The organism is Halorientalis sp. (genome assembly GCF_028275115.1).
GTDB lineage: Archaea > Halobacteriota > Halobacteria > Halobacteriales > Haloarculaceae > Halorientalis.
The window spans coordinates 59562-83316 of the sequence record NZ_JAQCNH010000039.1; the positions used below are offsets into that span (position 1 = coordinate 59562).

Here is a 23755-nt window from a genome sequence, read left to right on the forward strand (position 1 = left end):
TTAGTTCTCGATTTCCGCGACGTCTTCGATCTTCATATCGTCGAGTTTCCCGATAATGTGGTCAATCTTCTCGTCCAGATCGTCGACGAACTCGGAGGTCTGTTCGGTCGTGATTGCACCCTGGCTGGACGGCTCGATGAGATTCTCTTCCTCAAGAACGCGCAGTGAGTAGCGGACCTTGTGGTGTGGGTAGCCGGTTTCGTTCGACATTTTGACGATACCGATCGGCTCGTTCTCGATTACCATCCGGAGAACCTGCAGATGGCGCTCAAGCATATCTACTTCTTTCTCAAGTCTGTCTATCATGGCAATTGTTAACTTGTGTTCGTAGGTTTTAAAGATTGCTGTCCGACGTACTTAACAAGTAGCCTCAAGCAGGCCGTTCGTCGGGCACGGATTTAAACTTTTGTGTGGTACCACACGGCACGGAGCGACCGACCAGGCGACTGTGGACGCGGGGAGTGGACCGCTCCGAAGGGACCGTAACCTGTTTATCGGGATGGACAGAAATTTCGGTGATGACCGTAACTATCGTTGGGTCCCAGCTGGGCGACGAGGGCAAGGGCGGCATCGTTGACCTCTACGGCGACGCCGCCGACGTCGTCGTCCGGTACCAGGGTGGCGACAACGCCGGTCACACCGTCGTCGACGGGGACGAGGAGTACAAGTTGTCGCTCGTCCCGAGCGGGGCCGTTCGCGGCAAAGTCGGTGTCCTCGGCAACGGCTGTGTCGTCAACCCGCGGACGCTGTTCGAGGAACTCGACGCGCTCCGGGACCGTGGGCTGGACCCGGACGTACGGGTTGCCCGACGCGCACACGTTATTCTCCCCTATCACAGGGTTCTGGACGGAATCGAGGAGGACGTTAAAAGTGAGACTGACGACGAAGTCGGAACGACCGGCCGTGGCATCGGCCCCACCTACGAGGACAAGGCCGGCCGCCGCGGCGTCCGAGTCGGTGACCTGCTCGACGCCGACGTACTCCGGGACCGACTGGAGTACGCCGTCCCGCAGAAGCGGGCCATCGTCGAGGACGTGTACGGCCTCAGCGTGTCGGACCTCGAATATCCCGAGGCGCTGGACGTGGAGTCTCTCTACGAGGAGTTCCGCGAGTTCGGACGTCGACTGGAGAGCGAAGGTATGACTGTCAACGCGGGCGAGTTTCTCACCAGCGCAATCGCCGAGGGACAGAACGTCATCCTGGAGGGCGCACAGGGGACGATCATCGACATCGACCACGGCAACTACCCGTTCGTCACGTCCTCGAACCCGACAGCCGGCGGGGCCTGTACAGGCACTGGCCTCTCCCCGGGCGTCGTCGGTGACGGCGAGGTGGTCGGCATCGTCAAAGCCTACCTGAGCCGCGTCGGGAGCGGCCCGATGCCGACCGAACTCGGCGGCGTCGAAGGTGACACACCCGGTTACGAGGAACAGGGTGAGGGCGACGACGAGGAACTGGCCACATACATCCGCGAGGAGGGTGACGAGTACGGGACCGTTACCGGCCGACCGCGCCGCGTCGGCTGGCTCGACATGCCGATGCTCCGTCACGCGACCCGTGCGAGCGGCTTCACCGGCCTCGCCGTCAACCACGTCGACACCCTCGCCGGACTCGACGAGTTGCAGGTCGGCCACACCTACGAACTGGACGGCCAGACGCTCGAGACGATGCCAGCCACCACCGAACAGTGGGCCGACTGCGAAGTGACCCTCCGGTCGTTCGACGGCTGGCCCGATCAGGACTGGACCGAGGTCGCCGGCGAAGGGTACGACGCGCTCCACGAGAACGCCCGGACGTATCTCGGTTACCTCAGCGACGAACTCGACACGCCGATTTACGCGGTCGGTGTCGGTCCGGGCCGCTCACAGACCATCGTTCGTGAACGTCCCTTCTAGCGGCAGAGAACGTCGTCTTCGAGCCCCGCGCCACCGTGACCGCGTCGTCGGCGTCGGCGCCACAGACGTCCAGACCCGTGCGACGGTGTGAGACGGGTCTTCCGGAGCCGCCAGCACGAGTTCTGGCTTCGGTGGGTCGTACGGACAGTCTCGGTGCTGTACTCGGCGGGACCGCCGTCAAGATTGCTGACGAAGGCGTTCTGTCTCGCCGCTGGTACTCCGTGTGCAGGTCCCGTAAAGAGGGCTGCGGCGGGTGGTCTGTGAGCGTCCAGTCGTAGAACTCGTGGACTGCGGTTTCGATGCCGTCGGCACCATATAGTCGGTTCCGGATGAGCGCTGCTCCCAGGTTCGAGGAGGGCGGCGGACCGGTGAACTGTGCGGCGTGGACGGCCGGGGGCGGACGCGGGTACCGTGACTGGGTTCGAAGTTGTCGGTGGTGAGCGGTCGGGATGGGGGTCGGTTCGGCACGTTTTTGTCCCGGCCGGCCGGAGAGTTCAGTATGCGTGAGGACCTGATGGACATCATCTGCTGTCCACTCGACAAAAACGAACTCGACCTGGAGGTCATCCGCCGGGACGACGACGAGATCATGGAGGGACGACTTGCCTGTACGGAGTGCGGGGAGGAGTACCCCATCGAGGACGGGATTCCGAACCTCCTGCCGCCGGACATGCGGGAGGAGTCGGCGGCGTAGACTGAACCTTTTTTGCCTCGCCACGCGCAGATGGCGGTGTGCCCGAGGAGTTACCCGTCGACGTGAACCGCCGGGAGCGCAATTCCCTGAACGTCCCGGCGTCCATCGAAACCGACGATTCGTTCGTCGTCAGGGTCCGGAACCACGGGAACGCCAGCCGCGTCCACGTTCACCTCGACGAGAACCTCTCGGCGGTCGCCTCCCTCAAGGAGACCAACTACTACGTCGAGGCAAACAGCAGGCGGGACATTCCAGTGAGTGTTCACGAGCGCGGCGTCGTCCACGGGAAGCTCAAGCTCTCAGCGGGCTACGGGGCGACGACGCGGTGGGTCGACGTAGACCTGACCGAACCCGACGACACCGGGACGGTCGAAGTCGACGAGAGTCTCGCGGAACCCGGCGGCGGTGAACGCGACGACATCGGTGGCGAGAGGGAGCCGTCGCCCACGGGACCGACGCTTGCGGATGAGGCGGCGCTGCCCGTGCTAGCACTCGGTGTGCTGGCCATCGCCGTCGCAGTCGGGGCGGCGACGGTCTTCGAGAGCGGACTGGTTGCCGCCGGTGCGGTCGTCGTGTTCGTCGCCGTCTTGCTGGCCGGCTATCTGCTCGTCCGCTAATCCTCGGTCTCGACGGCAGGGAGTTCCCCGTCGTCGTCGAACAACTTCGCCCGGAGGTATCGTGCGCGGTAGCGGTTGGCACCGTCGTACACGTCCGCTTCGCGAATCTCGTCGGTCCGGCTGTCCGCGACTGCGTCGATGAGGGCCTCGATCTGGTCTTTCTCACTGGGCGTCAGGTCGAATTCGTAGGTCTGTGACTGTTCGCCCTCGAGTTTCGTCCACTGGCGTGCGGCGGAGACGACGAGCGAACACGGTTCGCGACAGGGGAACTGACCGTCGCCGCCGTCCACGTCGAGGTCGGTCTCCTCGTCGTACTCCCACTCGCGTCGCTTGAGACACTGGGAGTCGTCACAACAGGCCTCGGCCACCCAGTTGACGTGTTCGTAGCCCTCCCCGCGGTCCCAGGTCTGGATGACGCCGTAGATGCCCGACTGCCGTTCCATCGTCTCGCGCCAGTCGTCCACGTCGAGGTCGCCTTCCCGCTCGCGGTGCCAGTTGACGACCGTCGCCGGGTAGAAGAAATCGACTGTCTGCACCAGTTCTTCCGGGTCGAGGGCGGGAAACACCCAGCCCGACTGGAGCGTCGGTGCGGTCTTTAGCGGCCGGTACCGGTCGCGCTCGTCGTGTTTGGCGATCTGGCGCGCGTCGAGCGGGTCGTCGTGTCGAACCAGGTCGTCGACCGGTGTGTCGGCGTCGTCGACGTGCCGGACTTCGTACTGTCGTCGGCCGTCGTCGCGCTCGACGCCGAGGCGAAGTTGCCCCCACTCGCGGGTCAGGCCCTCTGCCAGTCGGTCGTAGCGGTCCGGAACCGACCGATCCTCGACACCTTCGAGCCAGCGCAGGTACGCCCGGTCGGCGGGCGCGTCGGGCGCGACGCGAGTCCAGAAGTCCCAGTTCGTGACGTACGCCAAGTTGTCAGTCGCGGCATCTTCGAACTCGGCCTCGGAGAGCCCCTCACGGTCTGTTTCGGGCGTTCGGAAGCGATAACCCGCGTCCGTCGCCTCCGCTTCGAGGCCGTCACAATCGACGCCATCCTCGCTCGCGGCTTCCCGCAGCCGGCGAACCGCCGTCTCGGTCATGTCCGAACGATATGGTGCCAGTGGAATAAACTCCGTCGTTCCGTCCCGCTTCATCGGCAGTCCCGTTCTCGTACTTATATTTTGGGCCGAACTTCCGGCCTGGAAACGCCGATTCCCCCTTTTTTATACAGGGGAATGTAGCAAGACATGCATGGTCTCACGTTGACTGTCGTCGGTTGCCGCCCTGTCACCGACCGGTCGCCCGCGACCATGCTTCGGCCCTCCACGCTTCGGCCCTCTCTCGCCTGCAACCGCCACCCAGCCCACCACGTTTCCACGAATGACTACCCGAACGCCTGCCGGCACTGCTGGTATAAGAGAGCTATCTGTCTCTCGCGTCGTGCCGTTCGACGAGCGCTCCACGACGACGGCTGCCGTCGTCCTCGACGTGTGACCCCGCGAAGACGCGACGAGAAGCGTCTCACGAACGCTGCGGGTCGACGCGGGGACGTTCTTTCCGGTGAAACAACGGCCGCGTTCGGCGCCGGTGTGAACCTGTTCACCTCGTCGGTCGCGTGCCAAAGCCTGACAGTCACCGACGGATTCCCCCGAGGGGCCTTGACCCTCGAACCGCCGGTGGACGCGAGCGTCACGCGGAGCGACCTCGGTGGCCCACGGAGCTACGACGGTTCCGAGGAGATGGTCGAAAACGCACCGGCCGAGGTCACCACGCCGGCGGTGCCGCCGGGTTTCACGCTTTTTTTAAACGGACGACGGACTCGAAGTACGTCGAGTCGGTAGGGCTAACCGACCGGAGCGAAACGTCGCAGTTGGTCGTCAGGGCACTCGTGACAGACGAGTCGGCACGCCCCGGAAACGACACGCGGCGGGGCGAACGGATTCGGATCGGGGACCGAACGGGACGGTACAGAGGGGCCGGACTGACACGGACTGTCTCGTGGCCCGTGAGACGCTCCGGTACGGCGTCAGCGGCCGGTTCGCCTCGAAACCACCGCTGGTCGAGATGGCCAGGTCGATGGCGTGTCCCGGAACTGCGCGTCTCGAAACGACTATCAACGCGTCTGAACCTCTAGTCGAACGAGCAGATGTCTCGCGGAACCGTCACACCGAAACGGATCGTCGTGGGGGCGTGTCTGCTGTCGCTCGTGGGGGGCGTTCTCGCAGTCGGATTTCTGTCGACGGGCAGCCCTGATGGGACCGCCCCACAGCAGATCGGGTCGAACGCCTCGGAGCAGTACGCCGCAATCAGCGGTGTCAATGCCACACGAACCACGATCAACAGAAACGGTGACAGCGTCAGTCGGTCTGTCCACCGCGTCGCTATGCGTCCCGGGACCGACAAGTTTCGTGAGGAGTTACTGGCCGGACCCCACCACCGGCACAATCTGACCGTGACAAACGGCTCTGTAATGTGGTGGCGCAATCGGACCAGCGGCGGGGTGCAGCGCCTCACGCTAAGCAATCCCAATCTGTCGGCGCAACGAACAGAGGGAGAGCGCATCGAGCGGTTGTTCGCCCGGCTGAACGTGACGAGAGGCACGGACCGGACCGCCGCGACACCGACACCAGGCATCAACCCGTTGCCGGCCGTCCCACAGTCCGGTGGTGTGTCCGGGCCACAGGCCGGTGACCGACGGGATACCGTTGGAAACGCGGCCTTCGCCGTCAGTTACAACGGCACCGAGACGGTCGACGGTCGGACGGTTTACGTCCTGAGTATCACGCCCCGCAACGGGTCGATGGTAGGTGGATTCCGGCAAACACTCTGGGTCGACGCGGAGTGGTTCTTCCCGCTCAAGCGTCATTCGGAGTGGCAGTCGGACGGTGTCGAGCACGCGAAGACGGTCGTCTACGAGAACGTGACGTTCGATACGGGGTTCGACGAGTCGGTCTTCCGGTTCGATCCGTCCACGAACGTCTCCGTCGAGCGGGAGGACACGCCACAGCAGGACTTCTACGCGTCGACGGCGGCCCTGCGGCGGGTGACAAACGTCTCGGTGCCGGCGCCGGACCTCCCGTCGTCGTTCCGACTCCAGTTCGCGTCGAGGACCGAGAGCCCGCGCGTCGCGAGCGTCGGCCAGCAGTACGTCAACGACAGTATGGAGATTTCCGTCTCGAAGGTCGACGGGCTCTTTTATCCGCCGACGCCCGACCGGTCGGTCAAGGTCGCGGGCCAGCGGGCGAACGTGAGCGTGGGCTACACCAACTACGTTTCGTGGTCGTGTGACGGCTACAATCACCAGGTGTCCGGCCGTGCCGTCGCACCGGAGTTACTGGTCGAAATCGCCAGATCGGTCGGCTGTGAGTGAGTGTCAACGCCGGGCGTCCGGCGTCACTGTCCGCCGTCGAGTGTCGGCCCGTCCGGATTACCGTTTGTGCAACGAGTACGCGATGAAAAAAACGCCGACGAACTGGAGCAACCGCGTCAACAGCGTCAGCGGTTGCTGGAACGTGCGTGGCGGGAGGACCTGCATCCGGAGGAGAACCGAGCCGACGAAGGAGAGCCCGAAAGCTACAGCCGTGAGCAGGAACAGGCCGATGGAGAGGTACTGCATCGGTCGGCTGTCGTGACGACGGAAGCCGCGGTATGCCTGATAACCGACGTAGCTCCCAACGATGACCGAGCCGGCCGAGAGGGCGATTATCGTCCAGTACGCGAGTTGGTCGACTGCCGACATCTTAGAGGTTCTCCCACATTTTGGTGAATCGGTCGGCAGTGTCGTCGGCGTCTTCGCCGGGGAATTCGGCCCGAGAGGTTCGTTCGACGGTAGCCTCGTACCCACCGTCTTCGAGGTCCATGGCGAACTCGTCGAGGGTCGCCGAGTACACTTTGTGGTGGTTGCCGCTCAGTTCGACTTTCGTGCGTTCCTCGATTAGCTCGTACTCCTGGAGCCACTCGATCCGTCGGTAGACGGTCGGGAGGGACGCGTTGCACTGTTCGGAGAGCTGTTTAGCGGACATGGGTTCGACACTCGTTGCCGCGAGGATTGAGCGGGCGTACTCGTCGCTGAGCAGGTCGAGGACCTCGGCCAACTCCCAATCCTCACTCACGAGTCCAGCATAGAACCAGTGGGGATTAAAAGCCCTCAGTCACTTTCCAGGTCAGAAAACGGGCACAACGGGCGGTGGCGGCCGCTCTGTCGCCCGTCAGTCGTCCGCGGTCGCCTGCTCCTCACCGGTACCGGTCCCAGTCTCCTCACGGACCCGCTCGATGGCGTCGTGTACGTCGGCACCGGCGTCGGCCGCCCGTTCAAGTACCACGTCTGCCAGCAGCGGTTCGGTACCGACTGCCCCGGAGTACCAGACCCGGTGGCCGTCGACCTCGGCGGGCGTCTCCCAACCCGTCCGGTAGTCGTCGGTCAGTCCCATATCCTCGGGAATGTCCTCCTGGGTGTGGTAGCCGTCGGCGATGAACAAGGGGACCACCACGATGTCCTCGCTGTCGAAGAAGTCGGTCACGTCGTCGACTTCGGGGTCCTCGTCCATGTAGAGGGGCTTCACCTCGTCGAAACGGTCCCGCTGGCGGATGTTGTCGGCGTGGTACTCGATAGCCTTCGCCGAGTTCTCGTTGCGCTCGGTGCCGTGGCCAACGACGGCGAGGCCGAACCCCTCGCCCACCTCGGGATCGCCCGTGACCGACTCCGCGCGCTGGGCGATTACGTCGCTCATCGCGTCGTGTGTCCCGACGGGACCGCAGTAGTGGACAGTCTGGCCCGTGTCGGTCGCCGTCAGCGTGGTCTGCGTGGCGCCGGTGCCGTTGGACTCCCACTGGTCGACGTCCCAGTCTTCCAGTCGGAACTCTCGGGGGATGACCTGCTCGGTAAAGTAGCCCTCGCTGACGAACAGCGGGACGAGATAGACTTCGTCGGATTCGACCGTCCGGAGTGCCTCACGGAAGTGCGGTTCCTCTTTCCAGAAGCTCTCACGGACCTCGTCGAACCCGCCCGACCGCCGGACCGTGTCCGCGTGGTCGAACGTCGGTGTACTCGACTCCGAGTTGAGGTGCGACCCGTGGGCCGCGATGACCAGCGCTTGCATAGTCGTTAGTACGGCCAGCCGAGTCTTAGGGGTTCGGATATCGCCGCAGAACTGTCCGGCCAGCGGAAGCCGAACGGCGAGCAGACCGGCTCAGTCGGTGCCGAACGAGCACGCCTGCCCAAGATTCTCGGGAAGCGCCCGAGTAGTGACCGTTCGAGGTCGTGGGTGCAGGCACCGCTGATAGATCGTTTGTACAGACAGTGCCCCGTGCAGTTTGGAGTCGTGGTCTCCGACGTGGCATGTTCGGTCGGGCACTCCCCCCGACACGTCGGTGTGGGTTCTCCCCGTGAGAATGGGTTGACTGCTACGAACGGCCGAGCGTTTTACTAGCCCGTCGAGGCAGGGCGTTTTTAGGCCTGCCGGACGGGGATGCGGTATGTCGCTCGCTGCTCGGACACGCGAGGCCGTCCGCGCTCATCCGTTCCTCTACGACGGGCTGCGGGCGGGGGTCGTCAACTACACCGCCGCCGCCCGCTTTCTCGACCTCGGCGGGGAGGATGGAGACACCGTCGGACTGGAGTCCGACGAGCCCTCGGCCGCTACCGCTCCCGAGGAGGCCGTCGTGGCCGCACTCCGCCGCTACGCCGAGGACCTGCCCGGCTACGACCCCGAGGGGACCGACGCCCGGGTCAGCATGGAGAGCGGACTCGGAGTGGTCGAGAGTGGCGAAACTGCCGACGCGCTACTGACAGTCGGCGACGCGTCGCTGGTCCCCGCCGGGGGCGAACTCACCGGCATCCTGGCCAGCGGAGACGTAGATGCCGCGGCCCTCGCGCACGTCCTGAACCGCCTCCGGGCCGAGGAGGTGGCGGTGACGGCCGCCGGCGTCGGCGATGACGCGCTGCTCGTCGTTGTCGAGCGTCGGGCCGGTGCCGACGCGGTCCGGGCGGTCGAGACGGCGCTTTCGACTGCGCCGGCGAGGGACGACTGAGTCCCGGTAGTGGGTTTCCGACGCATTGAAATCGTCGCCCGCGCTCCATTCCGGTAATGACTCTTCGCGTGACGAACACCCTCACCGGCGAGCGCGAGGCCTTCGAGCCGCAGGACTCCGATTCGGTGCTGCTCTACTACTGCGGCCTCACCACATCGGACCCGGCCCACCTGGGCCACGCCAGGGGCTGGGTGCACGTCGACGTGATGCACCGCTGGCTCGAACACCTCGGTTACGACGTGCGCCACGTCGAGAATTTCACCGACGTGAACGAGAAGATCGTCGCACGCGTGGGTGAGGACGGCGAGAGCGAGGCCGACGTGGCTCGAACCTACGTCCAGCAGGTGATTCGAGATATGCGCTCGCTGAATCTCCTGCGAGCGGACGTCTACCCCCGCGTCTCGGAACACGTTCCCCAAATCGTCGAGCTTATCGAGAGACTGATCGAGCGCGGATACGCCTACGAGGTGAGCGGCTCGGTCTACTTCGACGTGACTGCCTTCGACGAGTACGGGAAACTCTCGAACCAGGACCCCGAGGAACTCGACGCACAGGGCGACCCCGACGAACGCTCGGAGAAACGCAACCCCACAGACTTCGCGCTCTGGAAGGCAAACGGCGTCGACCCCGACGCCATCGCCGACCACCAACACGAGGGCGCCGACCCGCCGGCGGCGGCCTGCGAGACCGCCCAGACGTGGGATTCACCGTGGGGCGAGGGACGACCCGGCTGGCACATCGAGTGTTCGGCCATGAGCACGACCCACCTCGACGACACCATCGACATCCACGTCGGCGGGCAGGACTTGGTCTTTCCCCACCACGAGAACGAGATCGCCCAGAGCGAGGCCGCGACCGGCCAGCAGTTCGCCCGCTACTGGCTCCACGTCGGCCTGCTCGAAACAAGCGAGGAGAAGATGTCCTCCTCGCTGGGGAACTTCTCGACCGTCGCGGAGTTCGTCGGGGAACACGGTCCGAACGTCGCGCGCACCTTCCTGCTCTCGACGGCGTACCACAGCAGGGCGACATACAGCACGGAGACGGTCGCCGAGGCCCGAGAACGCTGGGAGCGACTGAAGACCGGCCATCGGCGGGCCGTCGAGGCCGCCGACAGCGTCGACGCACACACGACCGTCGAGGACGGTACGCTCCGGGAGACGGTCGCGACGGTCCGTGAGGCGTTCACCGCGGCGATGAACGACGATTTCAACACCCGCGAGGCGACGACGGCCCTGCTCGACCTGACCGGCGCGGTCAACCGTCACGTCGACGACCACGACGAGTACGACTACGTGGGACTGCGCCGGGCCATCGAAACCTTCGAACACCTCGGTGAGAGCGTCCTCGGCCTCGACTTCGGCGGCGAGGGCGGCGGTGACGTGCGCGTCGCAACGGAACTCGCAGACCTGATACTCACCGTGCGCGAACGGGAGCGCGAGGCGGGCAACTACGAACGGGCCGACGAGTTACGGGACGAACTCGAAGCGCTGGGCGCGACGGTCGAGGATACCGATGACGGACCAGTCGCCCGGTTCGACTGAAGATACAACAATTGAGAATCGGGAGCGGATTTTTATAAGATGGCGTAACCCAGCTACGGTAGTGCCGATGTATCGAAACGACCGTCCCGCGGCGCTCTGTGTGACCAACGCCAAGGGCGGGACGGGGAAAACAACGGTGGCGATCAACGTCGCGGGCGCGTTGAACGAGCGCGGACGGGACGTGCTGTTCGTCGACCTCGACCCACAGGGTAACGCCACGGAGGGGTTAGGCCTCGTCGAGGCGTACGACGCGGCACCGCCCACGCTGTTCGACGTCCTGACCGACCCCGAGCAGCGGTCGGCCGTTCACGACCTGATCGTCCCACACGACGAGATGGACGTGTTGCCCAGTAACATCGACATGCTCCAGGCCGAGCACGAACTGACGCTGGCGAACGTGATGGCCACACTTGATGCCGACCCGTCGCTTGGTGTTGACCCTGCGGTGCTGGAACCGTTGACGATCAACGTCGGGCCGGAGACGTTCAGCGGGGAAACGGCGCTAGACGGGCTGGAGAAAGTGCTGGCGGAACTCTCGGGGTACGATTACGTCGTCGTCGACTCGCCACCGTTCTACGGCCAGTTGACCGACACCGCCATCTACGCGACGGGCAACGTGTTGATTCCCGCGCTGACCGAGGCAACGTCGGAGCGGGCCATCGAACTCCTGTTCGACCAGATCGCGGCCCTCGAGGACCGCACCGGCGAGAGTGTGCGTGAAGTCGGCGTCGTCGCCAATCGGGTCGAGTCGACGAACGAGGACGCAGAGATGCTGGACTGGCTGGAGGCAGTGTTCGAGGACGTGCCCGTCTGGTCGATCCGCAAACGGGTCGCGCTCCAGCGAGCCTTCTCCAGTGGCCAGTCACTGTTCACTCACGACCCCGCGGTGGACATGGCCGACCGGTTCCTGGAGATCGCCGCCGACCTCGACAGACAGTACGGCTTCGCCGAGGAGATACCACAATGACCGACGAGGACACTAACAACCGGATGGAACGGGCGAATCGCATTCGAGAGATGCGCGAAGGACGACGCCGCACACCCGCGGACGGCGACGACGCTGAGACGTCCGACGCGACTACGGACGGCGGCGAGGCTGAAGCCGAGCGGGCCGACGCGTCCGACGCGGTCACGGATGCCGGGAGCACAGCCGAGTCGGAAACCGCCAACGGCGACACCGTAGCCGACGGGACGGCGGACGGGAGCGGACGGACGGCCGGTTCGACGGCAACCATCGACGAGACGGTCGACCCACCCGGGGACTCGTCGGCGGCCGACGACGACCCGGAGCCGTTCGAATCCACGGCGGACGGGTCCGCTGGCGTCGCGGAGTCCGAGGAGACGACCGACGCCTCGACTGCCGGTGCTGACGGTCGCGGCCAGTTCGCCAGTACCGACGACGAACACGCCGTCGAAACAAGCGGGTTCGAGTTCGAGGACACGGGCACCGACGACTCCGCTGACCAGCGTAACGGAGCGAGCGAGGGCGGCGACGACCGCGAGACGGCATCGGCAAACGCGGCGACCGAGACGGGCGGACAGTCGTCACCGCAGTCGGGTGTCACGGAGTCGGTGTCTTCGGCGGGCGCGGCCGAGGCCGTCGACGCGCTTTCGGGGACCGAAACGTTCGCCATCCCCGATCAGGCGACGACAGTCTCGGAGGACGACGAGCAGTCGATGCTGAACGCGGAGGGGACCGTCGCTGCGGCACGAGCGGCCGCGGCCGGCCGGCGCACGGCTCACGGAGCCGACCAGACGCGCGTTCTCGAGTTCGATCTGGGTGACGAGCGATTCTGCCTCGACATCGAGTACATCGAGGAGATCGTCGAACTGGAGAACATGACGCGGGTTCCCAACTCGCCGTCCCACGTCGAAGGAGTGGTCGACCTGCGTGGACAGGTGACGGCCATTATCAACCCCAAGGACACGCTCGCCGTCGACGACGACGGTCGCGGCGAACTCATCGTCGTTTTCGACTCCGAGGAGATGGACGAGCAGGGTCACCTTGGTTGGGTCGTCGACGAGGTACGCCAGGTCACGCCCGTCACAGACGAGGATGTCAACGAGTCACCCGACGAGAACGACGAACACATCAACGGCGTCATCAACCGCGAGGACGAGGACGACTTCATCGTCTGGACGACCCCCGACCTCGCGTCGAACTCCTCGTCGTCCTAACTCTCGGCGTCGTTTTCCCCGTCCACGTCCACGGTCCCCACTCCTGCGTCCACCGCTTCGCCGCCGGTCACGTCGTCGGCATCGTCCGGGTCGATGTCGAGGTCCAGTTCCTCGCCGATGAGCCCGACCGCCTTTCTGACCGCACCGACCGACGTCAGGTAACCGGCGCCGACGGTCGTTTTGAGCGCGACTGCGGCTGGGCCGGTCAGGACCGTCGCACCGAACTGCGCGACTGCGCCGTCGCCGACGCTGACCAGCCAGCCTGGCGAGTCGAACTGGAAATCGTCGAGTCGCGGCTCGAACCCACCGGCGTCACCCTCGAGGCGATGGTCGACGAGTTTCTCGATGTTCGCCGCGGCGACGCGGGCCTCGCGGATGGCTGCCTGTGCGCTGGCAGGGACGGCCTGGCCGTCCGAGTCGACGACGCGTGCGGCGTCGCCGACGACGAACGTGTCGCCGGCCAGCTGGAGGCGGCTTCGGACCAGCGGTCGGTCGCCAGCCAGCGCGTCCGGACCACGGATACCGCCAGTCCAGACGAACTCGTCGTAGTCGAGTTCTGTGCCGTCGTCCAGCGTAATCGTGTCCGCGTCGGCCCCCTCGACAGGGGCGCTCGTCCGGACCGTGATCCCGCGGTCGCGGAGCTGTTCACCGACGGCCCGCTGGAACCGCTCGGGGAAGCTCGGCGCGACGGTCTCTTGTTGTTCGAGCAACGTGATATCGACCGACCCGCTCGCTCCTTCCTCGCGAGCCAGCGCGGCGAGTTCGCCGGCGACCTGGATTCCCGACAGTCCGGCACCCCCGACGACGACCCGCGCGCCACCGGCGTCTACGCCGTCGAGTACGTCCGCTCGGATGCGTTCGGCGTCGGTGAGCCGCTTCAGCGGCGTCGCGTGTTCCTCGACACCGGGCAGGTCGTAGAAGGCCGTCGCCGAGCCGAGACAGACCGCGCCCACGTCGTATACGAGTTCGTTCCTATCGTCGAGCGTGGCGACGCCCGCGTCGGCGTCCACGTCGGTGACCCGTGCCTGCCGAATCTCGGCGCGCTCGAGGCACTCCGCAAGCGGAACCATAATATCCTCGGCGATGGTAGGGCAGCGGATCGCGCGGTGGAGTTCGTGCTGGACCAGATGGTCCTCACTCTCGTCGACGACGATCAGGTTCACCGCGGGCGGCAGCCCTCGTTCCAGCCGGCGAGCGAGCGTCAGTCCGGCGTACCCGGCCCCGAAAACTGCGACGTTCATGCTCACCTCGTTGGGCCGCCGAAGGCTAAAGCTCTCCCCCACCTCGGGTCCAGCGAGTCGGACCCTAAAACAGCGCGTCGCCCTCGTCGAGCAGCCGCGAGGGGCCGCCAACCTCCCAGACACGCGTGTCCACGCCGCAGTCGGCGATGGCGCCCTCCACGCGGTCGACGTGGTCGGTGGTCGTGTTGATGTAGGCACTCGCGCCAGTGTCGACCGAGAAGTAGGCCGGGATGTCCGCCTCGCGGAGTTCACGAACTGTGTTGAACACTTCGATAGTCCGGGGCTGCCAGTACACCCACCCGGCGGGGCCGGTCATCGTCGCCGCCGCCAGCGAGAGCGAGTCGTGTTCGGCCAACTCGAACGTCCTGTGGAAGTCGCCCGCCAGCAACGCGTCGCGCATCTCGTCGATCTGCCCGTGAATGTGCGCCATCCGCGCCTCGAACATGTGGCTGTCGGCGGCCTCACGGTGGGCCTCCTCCGTCTCCTTGTACGAGGGGACCTCTGCGCCGACGATCCGGAGGCCCTCTTCCAGTTCGGTCTCGATGCGCTCGGACCGGCAGTCGGCGTCGTTCTTTCCGGTCCGGAGATGCGAGAACGCACCCGTTACCGCCCGCGCAGCGGACGCAGACCCACGGCGCGCGACCGTCGAGATGTCCGGCAGCGTCATGTCGAGATCGGTCGCGCCCACGAGCGCCCGCGCAGCGGCCGCGAATCCGGACGACGACGACCCGAAACCGATGTTCGTCGGAAAGTCGTTCTCGGACTCGAACCGTACGGCGTGGTCGATATCCGCCAGGTCACGAACGTGGTCGACGACGCTCTCGATCCGCTCGCGGCTCCGCCCCTCGACTTCCTCACCGTCGATCAGGAACACGTCGTCGTTGCTGTCGGGTTCGAACTCGATTGTCGTCTTCGTGTGGCTGGGTGCCGTGCAGACGCTGACCGAGTCGTGGTACGGCTGGCGCAGCTGTTCGTCGCGCATCCCGTGATACTTCACCAACCCCTCTATCGGATGTGCCTTCGCCGTCGCTTTCATACGCCCCGATTAGCGCACTGGGCCTTTGCATTTTCCTCTTTCCCAGTCGTCAGCGCCCGTGGCACCGAGTGCCGTGGTTCCCGGCGCAGAGCGCTCGGGGCGACGACTCGGTCCTACAGCCGCACCGGCACATCACGCTCGTCCGAATCCACCTTTTTTCCGCTCGGGTGACCGGCGGTCACCGCTCCCGGCAAAAACGTGGGCGAAAAAACCGAGCGCTCGTCTCACTCGCGCTCGGGGCGACGACTCGATCCTACAGCCGCACCGGCACATCACGCTCGTCCAGATGGCCCTTCGTCTCCGCGATTGAGTACTCACCGAAGTGGAAGATAGAGGCCGCGAGTCCGGCGTCGGCACCCGCTTCGGTGAACACCTCGTGCATATCTTCGGGACCACCACAGCCCGAGGAGGCGATCACCGGCGTCGAGACGGTGTCACAGACCGCTCTCGTCAGCGGGATGTCGTAGCCATCTTTGGTCCCGTCGGCGTCGATGGAGTTGACGAACAGTTCACCCGCGCCACGTTCCTCGGCCTCCTCTGCCCACGAGAGCACGTCGATATCGGTTCCCTCGCGGCCGCCCTTGACGGTGCACTCGAACCAGCAGGATTCACCGTCGACCTCCACGTAGTGATCGCCCTGCTCGTCGAACCGGCGGCGGGCGTCGACGCTGATGACGATACACTGACTGCCGAAGGCCGCCGCGCCCTCCTCGATGAGTTCCGGGCGCTGTAGTGCGCCGGTGTTGACCGAGACCTTGTCCGCGCCCGCTCGCAGGGTCTCCTTTATGTCCTCGCGGGTGCGGATGCCACCACCGACGGTGAGCGGGATAAACACCTCGTCGGCGATGGACTCGACGACGTGGAGCATCGTCTCCCGCCCCTCCGCGGAGGCAGTGATGTCGAGGAACACGAACTCGTCGGCGCCAGCCTCGTTGTACTTTTTCGCCATCTCGACCGGGTCGCCGGTGTACTTCAGGTCCTCGAAGTTGACGCCGGTGTACACGGCGGCGTTGCCCTCGTCGTCTATGTCCACGTCGATGCACGGGATAATCCGCTTCGTGAGGGTCATCGGTTGTGCGAGGCTACGACACCACCCGACAAAAGCCGTCTGATTCCCACACTCGCCGCCGGCGCGGAGGTTACTGCGAGACGTCGTCGGCCTCAGCCAGGTGTTCGTCGGTCGGCTCGAAGCGGATGAACGCGTAGAAGAGTGCGATCATGCAGGGCAGTACAGCCAGTGCCAGTCCGGCGACGAGCTCGGCTCCGAACATACACCGGGGTAGGCGGTGTTCCACTTTACCGCTCGCCGCGTATCGGCCGCTGAGTCGCGCGGGCCACGGTTCCAACACACCGAAGTGTGCCGACCGCGAACTCAGTAGTATGAGTGACGACCACGACGAAGATCGGCCGGACTACGACCCAGAGAGTCCCGATATTCCCGACGGGGAACCGCCACTACGTAGCACCGCCCCACAGAGCGACTACGCGAGGAGTCAGGTCGGATTCGGATTCGTCGTCCTCGTGATCGGCCTCACGGTCACGTTCGGTATCCCCTTCTTGCTCTGAGAGACGGTCCCAGACCGTCCGTAGTTATTTTCGACTGGTGGGAGTACGCCCGTCCGTATGCGGAAAGTCAACGAGTCCGAACTGGACTGGAAGGAGTACGACCGGGAGGAGGCGACGTTCTACCGGAAGGAACTCGGTACGGCCGTCGACACAGACGACCTGGGTTGTAGCCTCTACGAACTGCCGGCGGGCAACCGCTCGTGGCCCTACCACTACCACACCGCAAACGAGGAGGCGATCTATGTGCTCGCCGGCGACGGCCTGCTCCGGGCCGAAGATGGCGAACACGAGCTCCAGGCGGGCGATTTCGTCACCCTGCCGGCCGACGAGTCAGGTGGCCACCGCGTCGTCAACGACGGCGAGGAGACGCTGCGCTATCTTGCGGTCTCGACGATGAACGAGCCCGACGTGACGATCTACCCCGAGATGGAGAAGTTCGGCGTCTACGTCGGTTCGCCACCCGGCGGCCGCGACGAGCGAACCTTCGAGGGATACTACCCGACGGACGGCAGGGTCGAGTACTGGTCCGAGGCGGAACGCGAAGACTGATTACTCCAGCTGTCGCTCGATGGCAGACCGCAGTTCGCCGACCCTACTGTCGTCGTAGTCGAGCGCATGGTCGCCGACGGAGAGCGACAGCGCACCCGTGTCGTCGGCCGAACCGACGCGCTCGACGGGTGCGACGCCCTCGAAGGCCGCTTCGACGGCCTCGGCGTCGTCGGTCTCGATCACGACGCGCCCGGGCTGTTCGTGGAAGAGGTATTCAGCGGCGGACGCGTCGTCGTCGAGGGAGACGTCCGCGCCCGCGTCGTCGGTGACCATCTCCGCGAGCGTCACGGCGAGGCCGCCGTGGCTGGCGTCGTGGGCCGCGAGCGTCGCCTCGTAATCGGCTACGTCCGCGAGCGTCTCGACGAATGCGGCAGGGTCGTCGGGCAGGGTCGGGAACCGGTCGCTGCCCCCGTGCTGGGCGAGATACTCCGACCCGCCCAGTCGAGGCTCGACCTCGCCCGACAGCGCCCGGTCGTTGACGACCAGTATCTCGCCGTCACCGGAGAGCGCCGCCGGCGGTGCCTCGTACCCGTCTTTGGTCCCGACCAGCGCGAGCGTCGGCGTCGGCGGGATGGGGCCAGCGTTGGAGTCGTTGTACAGCGAGACGTTGCCACCGACGACCGGCACGTCGAGTTCGGCGCACATGTCGGCCAGACCGTCGACGATCTCCTCGAACCCGCCGTACACGTCGGGTTTCTCCGGGTTGCCGCCGTTGAGGCAGTCCACGGCCGCGAGCGGGATGGCCCCCTTGGCGGCGACGTTGGTCGCGTTCTCCAGTGCGACCGCCCGTGCGCCGTGGTAGGGCGCGGCGTCCGTCCAGTTGGGGTCGGCTCCGGCCGAGTATGCCAGGCCGGTTTCAGCTTCGCGAACAGCGAGAATCGCGGCGTCGTCGCCCGGCGGCGTCGCGGTCCGAACCTGCACCTCGTGGTCGTACTGCCGATAGACCCACCGCTTGGAGGCCGTGTTGGGACTCCCGACGACGGCCTCGAATGCGTCGACGAGGTCGGTCTCGGGGAGGTCCCGTTCGGGCTGGCTCGGCTCGACCGACTCCAGGTCGTTGAACGGCGCGCCGTCGCCGAGGAACGCCGCAGGTGCGTCCACGACCGTCTCGCCCTCGAACTCACAGACGTAGTTGCCCTCGGTCACGTTGCCGATGACCGAACAGCCCAAGTCGTAGCGTTCTGCGATCTCGGCCACTCTGTCCGCGTTCTCCGGCGTCACCTCGTAGGCCATCCGCTCCTGGGACTCTGCGAGCAGAATTTCCAGAGCGTTCATGTCGGGTTCGCGTTGGTGGACCCGGCCCAACTCGATATGGGCACCGAGCCCGCCCTTGGCGACGAGTTCGCTGGTCGCACCACCGAGACCCGCGGCGCCGAGGTCGCGGGCCGACTCGACGAGCCCCTCGTCGACCAGCAGTTCGTTGGCCTCGATCAGGAGTTTCTCCGTGTAGGGGTCACCGACCTGCACCGCCGGCCGGTCCTCGGTTTCGGCGTCCTCCGCGAGGTCCTCACTGGCGAAGGAGGCCCCACCCAGTCCGTCCCGGCCGGTGGCGTTGCCGACGAGGACCAGTTCGTTGCCCGGTTCCTGTGCCTCGGCGGTGACCAGCCGGTCGGGGTCTTCGACGAGGCCGATACAGGAGACGTTCACCAGCGGGTTGCCCTCGTAACCGTCGTGGAAGGCGACGCTTCCCGTCACCGTGGGGACCCCGATGCAGTTGCCGTAGTGGCTGATGCCCTCGACGACGCCCTCAAAGAGGTACTGAGAGTGTTCACGGTCGAAGCCACCGAAGTAGAGAGAGTCGGCCAGTGCGATGGGATAGGCTCCCATCGAGAGGGTGTCCCGGACGATACCCCCGACACCGGTCGCTGCGCCGTCGAACGGGTCCACGTAGGAGGGGTGGTTGTGACTCTCGATACCGAGCGTAATGTAGGTCTCCCCGTCGGGCAGGGAGACGACGGCCGCGTCGTCCCCGGGGCCGACGACGACCCGTTCACCGTCGCTCTCGAACGCCGAAAGCAGCGGTCGGGAGGAGCGGTACGCGCAGTGTTCGCTCCAGAGGTTCTCGAAGAGCGCGGCCTCGGCCGGCGTCGGTTCGCGACCGAGTTCCGCAGTGACGAGGTCGCGGTCCTGATCGGACAGACTCATTGTGCCCGCGTAGCCACAGGTCGGCTAAATCGCTTTCCATGTCGCGCGTCCGACAGAGCGAAAAAATCGAGGACAGCGGTCGCGTCGTCAGTCGCCTGCCTGCTCGGCGGCCTCGTCGCCGTCGGCGGGTTCGCCGCCGTCGGACCGGACGTCCGCGGAGGTTCCGTTCTCGTCGTCGGCCTCAACGGGTTCGCCGCCGTCGGCAGCGACATCCTCACCTTCGCCGCCGTCGGTGGCGATCTGGGTTTCCTGCCGGTTCTCGTGCCAGATGTACTCACGACCGAACAGTTCCGGCGCTTCCTCCTTGAGGTTCCAGGGGTCCGAGCCGACGTGTGGGCCTTCGAGCCACGACTGGACGATGTTCCAGACGAAGATCAACTGGCCGATCAGCAGGATGACCGCGCCCAGCGAGGCCAGTTGGTGGAACGTCGTGGTCGTCGCCAGCGGTGCGACCGTGGCGTCGAACTCGTAGGTCGCGTACCGGCGTGGCATGCCGAGATAACCAAGCGCCAGCATGGCGAAGAACGTGATGTTAGTGCCGATCATCGACAGCCAAAAGTGCCACTTCGCCAGCGTCCGCTGGTACATCCGACCGGTGAAGATCGGGAACCAATAGTAGATGGCCGCGAAGACGGCGAAGCCGATAGCACCCATGACGATGTAGTGGAAGTGACCCACGACGTAGTAGGTGTCGTGCAGCACCATGTCGACCGGAATCGATGCGAGGAACACGCCGGTGACACCGCCCAGAATGAAGTTAGAGACGAACCCGATGCAGAACAGCATCGGTGCCGCCAGCCGGATCTTCCCGTTCCACATCGTCGTGATCCAGTTGAACGTCTTCACCGCGCTCGGTATCGCGATTGCCAACGAAACTGCCATGAAGCTAGCTCGCAGGCGTGGGTCCATCCCGGTCGTGAACATGTGGTGTGCCCACACACCGAACGAGAGGACTCCGATGGCTAGCGTCGAGTAGACGACGAATTTGAACCCGAACAGCTTCCGGCCCGCAAACCGGGGCAGGATGTAGCTCACGAGCCCCATCGGTGGGAGCACGAGGATATACACTTCGGGGTGGCCGAAGAACCAGAACAGGTGTTGCCAGAGCATCGTCCCACCACCCTCGACGGCGAAGAAGGTCGTGGCGAAGTTCCGGTCCAACAGCAGCATGATCAGGGCCGAACCCAGCAGGGGGAACGCGAAGAGGATCAGCGCCGACTGGGTGAGGATGGTCCACGAGAAGATGTCGAGGTTCGCCCAGGTGACATCGTCACCGCGCTCGGTGAAGATGGTCGCGATGAAGTTGATCGCCCCCATTGTCGCCGAGACACCGGTCAGGTGCAGGCCGAGCATCATCAGGTCGGCACCCATCTGGACCTGTTCGACCGACAGCGGCGGGTACATCACCCAGGAGGTCTGTGCGGTTCCGATGCCGGGAATGAGGAAGCCGCCCCAGACCAGCAGTGCGCCGGGCGGGAGCAGCCAGAACGCGATGGCGTTGATCCGCGGGAACGCCATGTCGTCGGCCCCAATCAGAAGCGGAATGAAGTAGTTCGAGAACGCCGCGATAATCGGCGTCCCGAACAGGAACAGCATCGTAATGCCGTGACTGGTCAGAATGGCATTGTAGAAGCCGTTCTCGATGACCGCCCCACTCGGGACGACGAGCTGCATCCGAATGAGAAAGGCCATGAGACCACCGACCGCGAATGCCAGCACACCGTAGGTGCCGTACAGCATTCCGATGTCCTTGTGGTCGACGGTCGTGAGCCACCGCACGATTCCACCGGGCTTTTCATCGTGCCCGTACCCCGCTTCCTCGCCGAGAGCGCCCCCACCGGCGAGTGGCGTGTACGAGCGCCAGTCCTCGATTCGCGTCAGCAACGCCGCCACGGCGATGAGGAACACGCCCATCAACACCGTTAGTGCGAGCTGTTCTGCAGCCATTGATACTTGGGCCTCAGTACTGGGGGCTAAAGAAAGATTCCCTTTGTGTCCTCTAGGAACGTGTTCGTCCGGAGACGGCGCGGCGATACAGGGGTGTCAGGAGAGCGTAACTTCCGGCCGGTGAGCACCTGCGAGAACAGAGCGACCGAACGCCCGGTCAGTCTGAGTGGTCCTCGTCTCGTACTTCGGTCTCGGTTTCGGCCTCGGCTTCGGAGATTGCTTTCCCTGAGTAGTACGTCAGAACGGTCAGCAGGACGAAGGCGATGATCAGAATACCGAACTGGAGCAACGAGATGACGTTGTCCCAGCCGAACGGGTTGACCAGTCCGAAGGCGACGATGAAAAACAGCAGGATGCCAAGCGGAATCATGTTGACCGTGAGGTCGAGGAGGGTATCACGGTCGAATGTACTCGGGAGCATGTGCAACGATTTAGCGACGACGATAAATAGATTGTCGGAATCGTCGCGCCAGTGCGTGACGTCCGCGGCCGAATCCCGTTATCGGGGGTCGGCGCTCCGTTCGAGCGCCTGGACGGTACCTCCGGCGGCCAGTAGCACGATTCCGGCCACTGCGACTGCGAGCGCGCGCGGAACGAGGAGCCCGAAGTCACCGGGCGCGGCGATTACGTCGACAAGGACGCCGGGCGCGACACCGACCCGCCAGCCGACGACGCTGACGCCGATGGCAGCGAGGACGCTGCCGAAGGCGAGCAGGGAACCCCAGAGCGTGTCGGCGTACGCCGATTCTTTGAGGATTCCGGCGACGCTCCCACCGAACAACAGGAGGCCGCCGACGGCAATCGAGAAGATACCGACGATGATGCCGACCTCCGAGAGTACGAACCCAAGCGCGACGAACATTGGCCACGGGCTGGCTTTCCGGTACTGATCGCTCAGGCCGGGTTGCTCTTCCATACAGCGTCGTATGGCCGGCGGGTAAAAGACGCATCGAAACCTCGCTGTGAGGAGTCTGGAATCAACATATTCACTACCACCCCATGCTAACGCTCGGACATGAGCGACCGTTCGGAGGACGTGTCACGACGGGGTTTCCTGATGGCGACGGCGGGCGGCGCTGCGGCCGCTGGCGTCACGGGCACGGCGACTGCCCAAGAGACCACCGAGGCGGGTGGGACTGCAACGGCAAACGGAATGGGGGCCAACGGGACGAGTGCCCCCAAAGGAACCGAGGGCGGTGGCATTCCAGACCTCGGCGGCTATCTGGACAACGCAAACACCTACGACGGCTCGGTCACGGACAAGACCGGCCAAGACACTGTGACGGTACAGGTCGGGACCGGCGACCAGGGCTACGGCTTCACGCCGGCGGGCGTCCGCGTCGACAACGGCGCGACCGTCGAGTGGGAGTGGACCGGTAACGGCGGCTCACACAACGTCGTCGCCGACGAGGGACCGATCGACTCCGGTTCGCCTGCTGGCGGTTCGGGTGTCATGTACGAACTGACCTTTCAGGAAGACGGCATCTACAACTACTACTGTAGCCCCCACCAGAGCCTGGGAATGCTCGGCTCGGTCGTCGTCGGGACGGACTACCCGACCGTAGAGCCAGCGAGCGGTGGCGGTGGTGGCGGCCCCGCCCTGCCGGGAAGCGCCAAGACCATCGGCGTCGCGACGGCGGTCGTCATGAGCGCGTCACTGGGCCTGTCATACATCTTCATGAAGTACGGCGGCGACTACGAGACGCCGGACTAACCGTCGGGACCGCTCAAACTGACGTGTCGACCGTGTGGATTTCGAGGTCGACTTCACGATTACGACCTTCGAGGTCGGCGACGATTCGCTCGACGACCCGTTCGGCCTCCGCCTGAATCTTCGGTTTTACCTTCTCGACCACCCAGTCCATCGAGACGAATCGTGGGAGGTCGAGCACGCCCGAGTCCGCGGAATCCGGTCGGAACGTAACGGTCAGACGGACACGACAGGCGTGTTCCTGACTGTCGGCGCGCTCCTCCGGGATCGGTTCGACAGTCCAGTTGCCCTCGGCGTCGATGTCTTTCGTAATCTCCCAGTCGATCCGGTTCGGCCGGTCGGTGTCGGTCACCTTGGAGTGGGCGGTGTAGGTGAGTTTCCACCAGGCGAAGGTGAGGAAGTAGCGCGTCCCCGAAGTGCCGTCGCCGTCGCTCTGAACCTCCCTGAGGTATTTGGAGTAGTTCGCGTACCCGGGAAAGTCCTCGAGAAACTCGTAGATTTCCTCGGGCGGCAGGTAGACGATGGTACTGACCTCAACTCTATCCACACCGTCTCTGGGACCGAGCGGTCCGTAAGTATTTTGCAGACGACTCGCCGGAGTCCAGAGCCACTGGGGTAAGAGAGCT

25 protein-coding genes are annotated in these 23755 nt (G+C 65.0%); 11 read left to right on the forward strand and 14 right to left on the reverse strand.

Features of this window, described 5'->3' with window-relative positions:
- Positions 1-306 (reverse strand): hypothetical protein, encoded by a 306-nt coding sequence (locus tag Q0964_RS06265; RefSeq protein ID WP_299264842.1) that lies wholly within the window; start codon positions 304-306, stop codon positions 1-3.
- A 212-nt stretch (positions 307-518) separates the two neighbouring features.
- Between Q0964_RS06265 and Q0964_RS06270 the strand changes: the two genes are divergently transcribed.
- From Q0964_RS06270 to Q0964_RS06280, 3 genes are all read left to right on the forward strand, one after another.
- Complete coding sequence (locus Q0964_RS06270) at positions 519-1895, forward strand: adenylosuccinate synthase (RefSeq protein WP_299264843.1); 1377 nt, start codon at positions 519-521, stop codon at positions 1893-1895.
- Between the two features lie 499 nt (positions 1896-2394).
- A complete protein-coding gene (locus Q0964_RS06275; RefSeq protein WP_299264844.1) occupies positions 2395-2589 on the forward strand; it encodes a methytransferase partner Trm112 in 195 nt (64 codons plus the stop codon).
- Positions 2590-2627: 38 nt separating this feature from the next.
- The gene (locus tag Q0964_RS06280; RefSeq protein ID WP_299264845.1) at positions 2628-3206 is read left to right on the forward strand and encodes a DUF7524 family protein; all 579 of its coding nucleotides are present in this window, start codon (positions 2628-2630) and stop codon (positions 3204-3206) included.
- Here Q0964_RS06280 and Q0964_RS06285 read toward each other — a convergent pair.
- Positions 3203-4285, reverse strand: coding sequence for a DR2241 family protein (locus tag Q0964_RS06285; RefSeq protein ID WP_299264846.1), 1083 nt, complete (start codon positions 4283-4285; stop codon positions 3203-3205). The two genes, Q0964_RS06280 and Q0964_RS06285, sit on opposite strands and share 4 nt — an antisense overlap.
- A 1046-nt stretch (positions 4286-5331) precedes the next feature.
- On the opposite strand from Q0964_RS06285, the gene Q0964_RS06290 reads away from it, so the two are divergent.
- The gene (locus Q0964_RS06290; RefSeq protein WP_299264847.1) at positions 5332-6555 is read left to right on the forward strand and encodes a LolA family protein; all 1224 of its coding nucleotides are present in this window, start codon (positions 5332-5334) and stop codon (positions 6553-6555) included.
- Positions 6556-6612: 57 nt separating this feature from the next.
- On the opposite strand, the gene Q0964_RS06295 is transcribed toward Q0964_RS06290, so the two are convergent.
- From Q0964_RS06295 to Q0964_RS06305, 3 genes are all read right to left on the reverse strand, one after another.
- The gene (locus Q0964_RS06295) at positions 6613-6924 is read right to left on the reverse strand and encodes a DUF7521 family protein (RefSeq protein WP_299264849.1); all 312 of its coding nucleotides are present in this window, start codon (positions 6922-6924) and stop codon (positions 6613-6615) included.
- Between the two features lies 1 nt (position 6925).
- Positions 6926-7297, reverse strand: coding sequence for an ArsR/SmtB family transcription factor (locus tag Q0964_RS06300; protein WP_299264851.1), 372 nt, complete (start codon positions 7295-7297; stop codon positions 6926-6928).
- A gap of 96 nt (positions 7298-7393) precedes the next feature.
- Positions 7394-8284 carry a CbiX/SirB N-terminal domain-containing protein gene (locus Q0964_RS06305; RefSeq protein WP_299264854.1) on the reverse strand — a complete coding sequence of 297 codons (891 nt, stop codon included), beginning with the start codon at positions 8282-8284 and terminating at the stop codon, positions 7394-7396.
- Between the two features lie 376 nt (positions 8285-8660).
- Between Q0964_RS06305 and Q0964_RS06310 the strand changes: the two genes are divergently transcribed.
- The 4 genes from Q0964_RS06310 to Q0964_RS06325 all read left to right on the forward strand — a co-directional run bounded on the left by Q0964_RS06310 (position 8661) and on the right by Q0964_RS06325 (position 12934).
- Complete coding sequence (locus Q0964_RS06310; protein WP_299264857.1) at positions 8661-9215, forward strand: DUF7523 family protein; 555 nt, start codon at positions 8661-8663, stop codon at positions 9213-9215.
- Positions 9216-9271: 56 nt separating this feature from the next.
- Positions 9272-10756 (forward strand): cysteine--tRNA ligase, encoded by a 1485-nt coding sequence (cysS, locus tag Q0964_RS06315; protein ID WP_299264860.1) that lies wholly within the window; start codon positions 9272-9274, stop codon positions 10754-10756.
- Positions 10757-10823: 67 nt separating this feature from the next.
- Positions 10824-11723 carry a ParA family protein gene (locus Q0964_RS06320; protein WP_299264941.1) on the forward strand — a complete coding sequence of 300 codons (900 nt, stop codon included), beginning with the start codon at positions 10824-10826 and terminating at the stop codon, positions 11721-11723.
- A complete protein-coding gene (locus tag Q0964_RS06325) occupies positions 11720-12934 on the forward strand; it encodes a chemotaxis protein CheW (protein ID WP_299264862.1) in 1215 nt (404 codons plus the stop codon). Before Q0964_RS06320 ends, Q0964_RS06325 begins: the two co-directional genes overlap by 4 nt.
- Here the strand turns inward: Q0964_RS06325 and Q0964_RS06330 are convergent.
- From Q0964_RS06330 to Q0964_RS06345, 4 genes are all read right to left on the reverse strand, one after another.
- Positions 12931-14175 (reverse strand): NAD(P)/FAD-dependent oxidoreductase, encoded by a 1245-nt coding sequence (locus Q0964_RS06330; RefSeq protein WP_299264865.1) that lies wholly within the window; start codon positions 14173-14175, stop codon positions 12931-12933. The genes Q0964_RS06325 and Q0964_RS06330 overlap by 4 nt on opposite strands.
- A gap of 64 nt (positions 14176-14239) precedes the next feature.
- Positions 14240-15211: a phosphomevalonate decarboxylase MvaD gene (mvaD, locus tag Q0964_RS06335; protein WP_299264868.1), complete on the reverse strand. Its 972-nt coding sequence runs from the start codon at positions 15209-15211 to the stop codon at positions 14240-14242.
- Positions 15212-15464: 253 nt separating this feature from the next.
- Positions 15465-16280, reverse strand: a complete 816-nt coding sequence (hisF, locus tag Q0964_RS06340; protein ID WP_299264871.1) for an imidazole glycerol phosphate synthase subunit HisF — start codon at positions 16278-16280, stop codon at positions 15465-15467.
- 70 nt (positions 16281-16350) lie between these two features.
- A complete protein-coding gene (locus tag Q0964_RS06345; protein ID WP_299264873.1) occupies positions 16351-16482 on the reverse strand; it encodes a hypothetical protein in 132 nt (43 codons plus the stop codon).
- 109 nt (positions 16483-16591) lie between these two features.
- Here Q0964_RS06345 and Q0964_RS06350 point away from each other — a divergent pair, with 109 nt between their 5' ends.
- Positions 16592-16777: a DUF7550 family protein gene (locus Q0964_RS06350; RefSeq protein ID WP_299264876.1), complete on the forward strand. Its 186-nt coding sequence runs from the start codon at positions 16592-16594 to the stop codon at positions 16775-16777.
- A gap of 57 nt (positions 16778-16834) precedes the next feature.
- The gene (locus tag Q0964_RS06355) at positions 16835-17326 is read left to right on the forward strand and encodes a cupin domain-containing protein (protein ID WP_299264879.1); all 492 of its coding nucleotides are present in this window, start codon (positions 16835-16837) and stop codon (positions 17324-17326) included.
- Here the strand turns inward: Q0964_RS06355 and purL are convergent, their stop codons facing one another.
- The 4 genes from purL to Q0964_RS06375 all read right to left on the reverse strand — a co-directional run bounded on the left by purL (position 17327) and on the right by Q0964_RS06375 (position 22334).
- A complete protein-coding gene (purL, locus tag Q0964_RS06360) occupies positions 17327-19471 on the reverse strand; it encodes a phosphoribosylformylglycinamidine synthase subunit PurL (RefSeq protein WP_299264881.1) in 2145 nt (714 codons plus the stop codon).
- An 87-nt stretch (positions 19472-19558) separates the two neighbouring features.
- Positions 19559-21418, reverse strand: coding sequence for a cytochrome c oxidase subunit I (locus tag Q0964_RS06365; RefSeq protein ID WP_299264884.1), 1860 nt, complete (start codon positions 21416-21418; stop codon positions 19559-19561).
- A 157-nt stretch (positions 21419-21575) separates the two neighbouring features.
- Complete coding sequence (locus Q0964_RS06370; protein WP_299264886.1) at positions 21576-21839, reverse strand: DUF6684 family protein; 264 nt, start codon at positions 21837-21839, stop codon at positions 21576-21578.
- 78 nt (positions 21840-21917) lie between these two features.
- Entirely contained in the window at positions 21918-22334 is a 417-nt protein-coding gene (locus Q0964_RS06375; RefSeq protein ID WP_299264888.1) for a DUF7541 family protein, read from the reverse strand.
- A 99-nt stretch (positions 22335-22433) separates the two neighbouring features.
- Here Q0964_RS06375 and Q0964_RS06380 point away from each other — a divergent pair, with 99 nt between their 5' ends.
- A complete protein-coding gene (locus Q0964_RS06380) occupies positions 22434-23132 on the forward strand; it encodes a halocyanin domain-containing protein (protein WP_299264891.1) in 699 nt (232 codons plus the stop codon).
- A 13-nt stretch (positions 23133-23145) separates the two neighbouring features.
- Here Q0964_RS06380 and Q0964_RS06385 read toward each other — a convergent pair whose 3' ends face one another.
- Positions 23146-23676 carry an SRPBCC family protein gene (locus Q0964_RS06385; protein ID WP_299264894.1) on the reverse strand — a complete coding sequence of 177 codons (531 nt, stop codon included), beginning with the start codon at positions 23674-23676 and terminating at the stop codon, positions 23146-23148.
- Between the last annotated feature and the right edge of the window lie 79 nt (positions 23677-23755).

What these genes read in the sequence shown, in the direction of transcription:
- Q0964_RS06310 (WP_299264857.1), top strand. Translation starts at nt 8,661, where the DNA reads ATGTCGCTCGCTGCTCGGACACGCGAGGCCGTCCGCGCTCATCCGTTC.
- Q0964_RS06365 (WP_299264884.1), bottom strand. Translation starts at nt 21,418, where the DNA reads ATGGCTGCAGAACAGCTCGCACTAACGGTGTTGATGGGCGTGTTCCTC.
- mvaD (WP_299264868.1), bottom strand. Translation starts at nt 15,211, where the DNA reads ATGAAAGCGACGGCGAAGGCACATCCGATAGAGGGGTTGGTGAAGTAT.
- Q0964_RS06285 (WP_299264846.1), bottom strand. Translation starts at nt 4,285, where the DNA reads ATGACCGAGACGGCGGTTCGCCGGCTGCGGGAAGCCGCGAGCGAGGAT.
- Q0964_RS06375 (WP_299264888.1), bottom strand. Translation starts at nt 22,334, where the DNA reads ATGGAAGAGCAACCCGGCCTGAGCGATCAGTACCGGAAAGCCAGCCCG.
- Q0964_RS06295 (WP_299264849.1), bottom strand. Translation starts at nt 6,924, where the DNA reads ATGTCGGCAGTCGACCAACTCGCGTACTGGACGATAATCGCCCTCTCG.
- Q0964_RS06270 (WP_299264843.1), top strand. Translation starts at nt 519, where the DNA reads ATGACCGTAACTATCGTTGGGTCCCAGCTGGGCGACGAGGGCAAGGGC.
- Q0964_RS06290 (WP_299264847.1), top strand. Translation starts at nt 5,332, where the DNA reads ATGTCTCGCGGAACCGTCACACCGAAACGGATCGTCGTGGGGGCGTGT.
- cysS (WP_299264860.1), top strand. Translation starts at nt 9,272, where the DNA reads ATGACTCTTCGCGTGACGAACACCCTCACCGGCGAGCGCGAGGCCTTC.
- hisF (WP_299264871.1), bottom strand. Translation starts at nt 16,280, where the DNA reads ATGACCCTCACGAAGCGGATTATCCCGTGCATCGACGTGGACATAGAC.
- Q0964_RS06380 (WP_299264891.1), top strand. Translation starts at nt 22,434, where the DNA reads ATGAGCGACCGTTCGGAGGACGTGTCACGACGGGGTTTCCTGATGGCG.
- Q0964_RS06355 (WP_299264879.1), top strand. Translation starts at nt 16,835, where the DNA reads ATGCGGAAAGTCAACGAGTCCGAACTGGACTGGAAGGAGTACGACCGG.
- purL (WP_299264881.1), bottom strand. Translation starts at nt 19,471, where the DNA reads ATGAGTCTGTCCGATCAGGACCGCGACCTCGTCACTGCGGAACTCGGT.
- Q0964_RS06330 (WP_299264865.1), bottom strand. Translation starts at nt 14,175, where the DNA reads ATGAACGTCGCAGTTTTCGGGGCCGGGTACGCCGGACTGACGCTCGCT.
- Q0964_RS06265 (WP_299264842.1), bottom strand. Translation starts at nt 306, where the DNA reads ATGATAGACAGACTTGAGAAAGAAGTAGATATGCTTGAGCGCCATCTG.
- Q0964_RS06350 (WP_299264876.1), top strand. Translation starts at nt 16,592, where the DNA reads ATGAGTGACGACCACGACGAAGATCGGCCGGACTACGACCCAGAGAGT.
- Q0964_RS06305 (WP_299264854.1), bottom strand. Translation starts at nt 8,284, where the DNA reads ATGCAAGCGCTGGTCATCGCGGCCCACGGGTCGCACCTCAACTCGGAG.
- Q0964_RS06370 (WP_299264886.1), bottom strand. Translation starts at nt 21,839, where the DNA reads ATGCTCCCGAGTACATTCGACCGTGATACCCTCCTCGACCTCACGGTC.
- Q0964_RS06345 (WP_299264873.1), bottom strand. Translation starts at nt 16,482, where the DNA reads ATGTTCGGAGCCGAGCTCGTCGCCGGACTGGCACTGGCTGTACTGCCC.
- Q0964_RS06325 (WP_299264862.1), top strand. Translation starts at nt 11,720, where the DNA reads ATGACCGACGAGGACACTAACAACCGGATGGAACGGGCGAATCGCATT.
- Q0964_RS06275 (WP_299264844.1), top strand. Translation starts at nt 2,395, where the DNA reads ATGCGTGAGGACCTGATGGACATCATCTGCTGTCCACTCGACAAAAAC.
- Q0964_RS06320 (WP_299264941.1), top strand. Translation starts at nt 10,824, where the DNA reads ATGTATCGAAACGACCGTCCCGCGGCGCTCTGTGTGACCAACGCCAAG.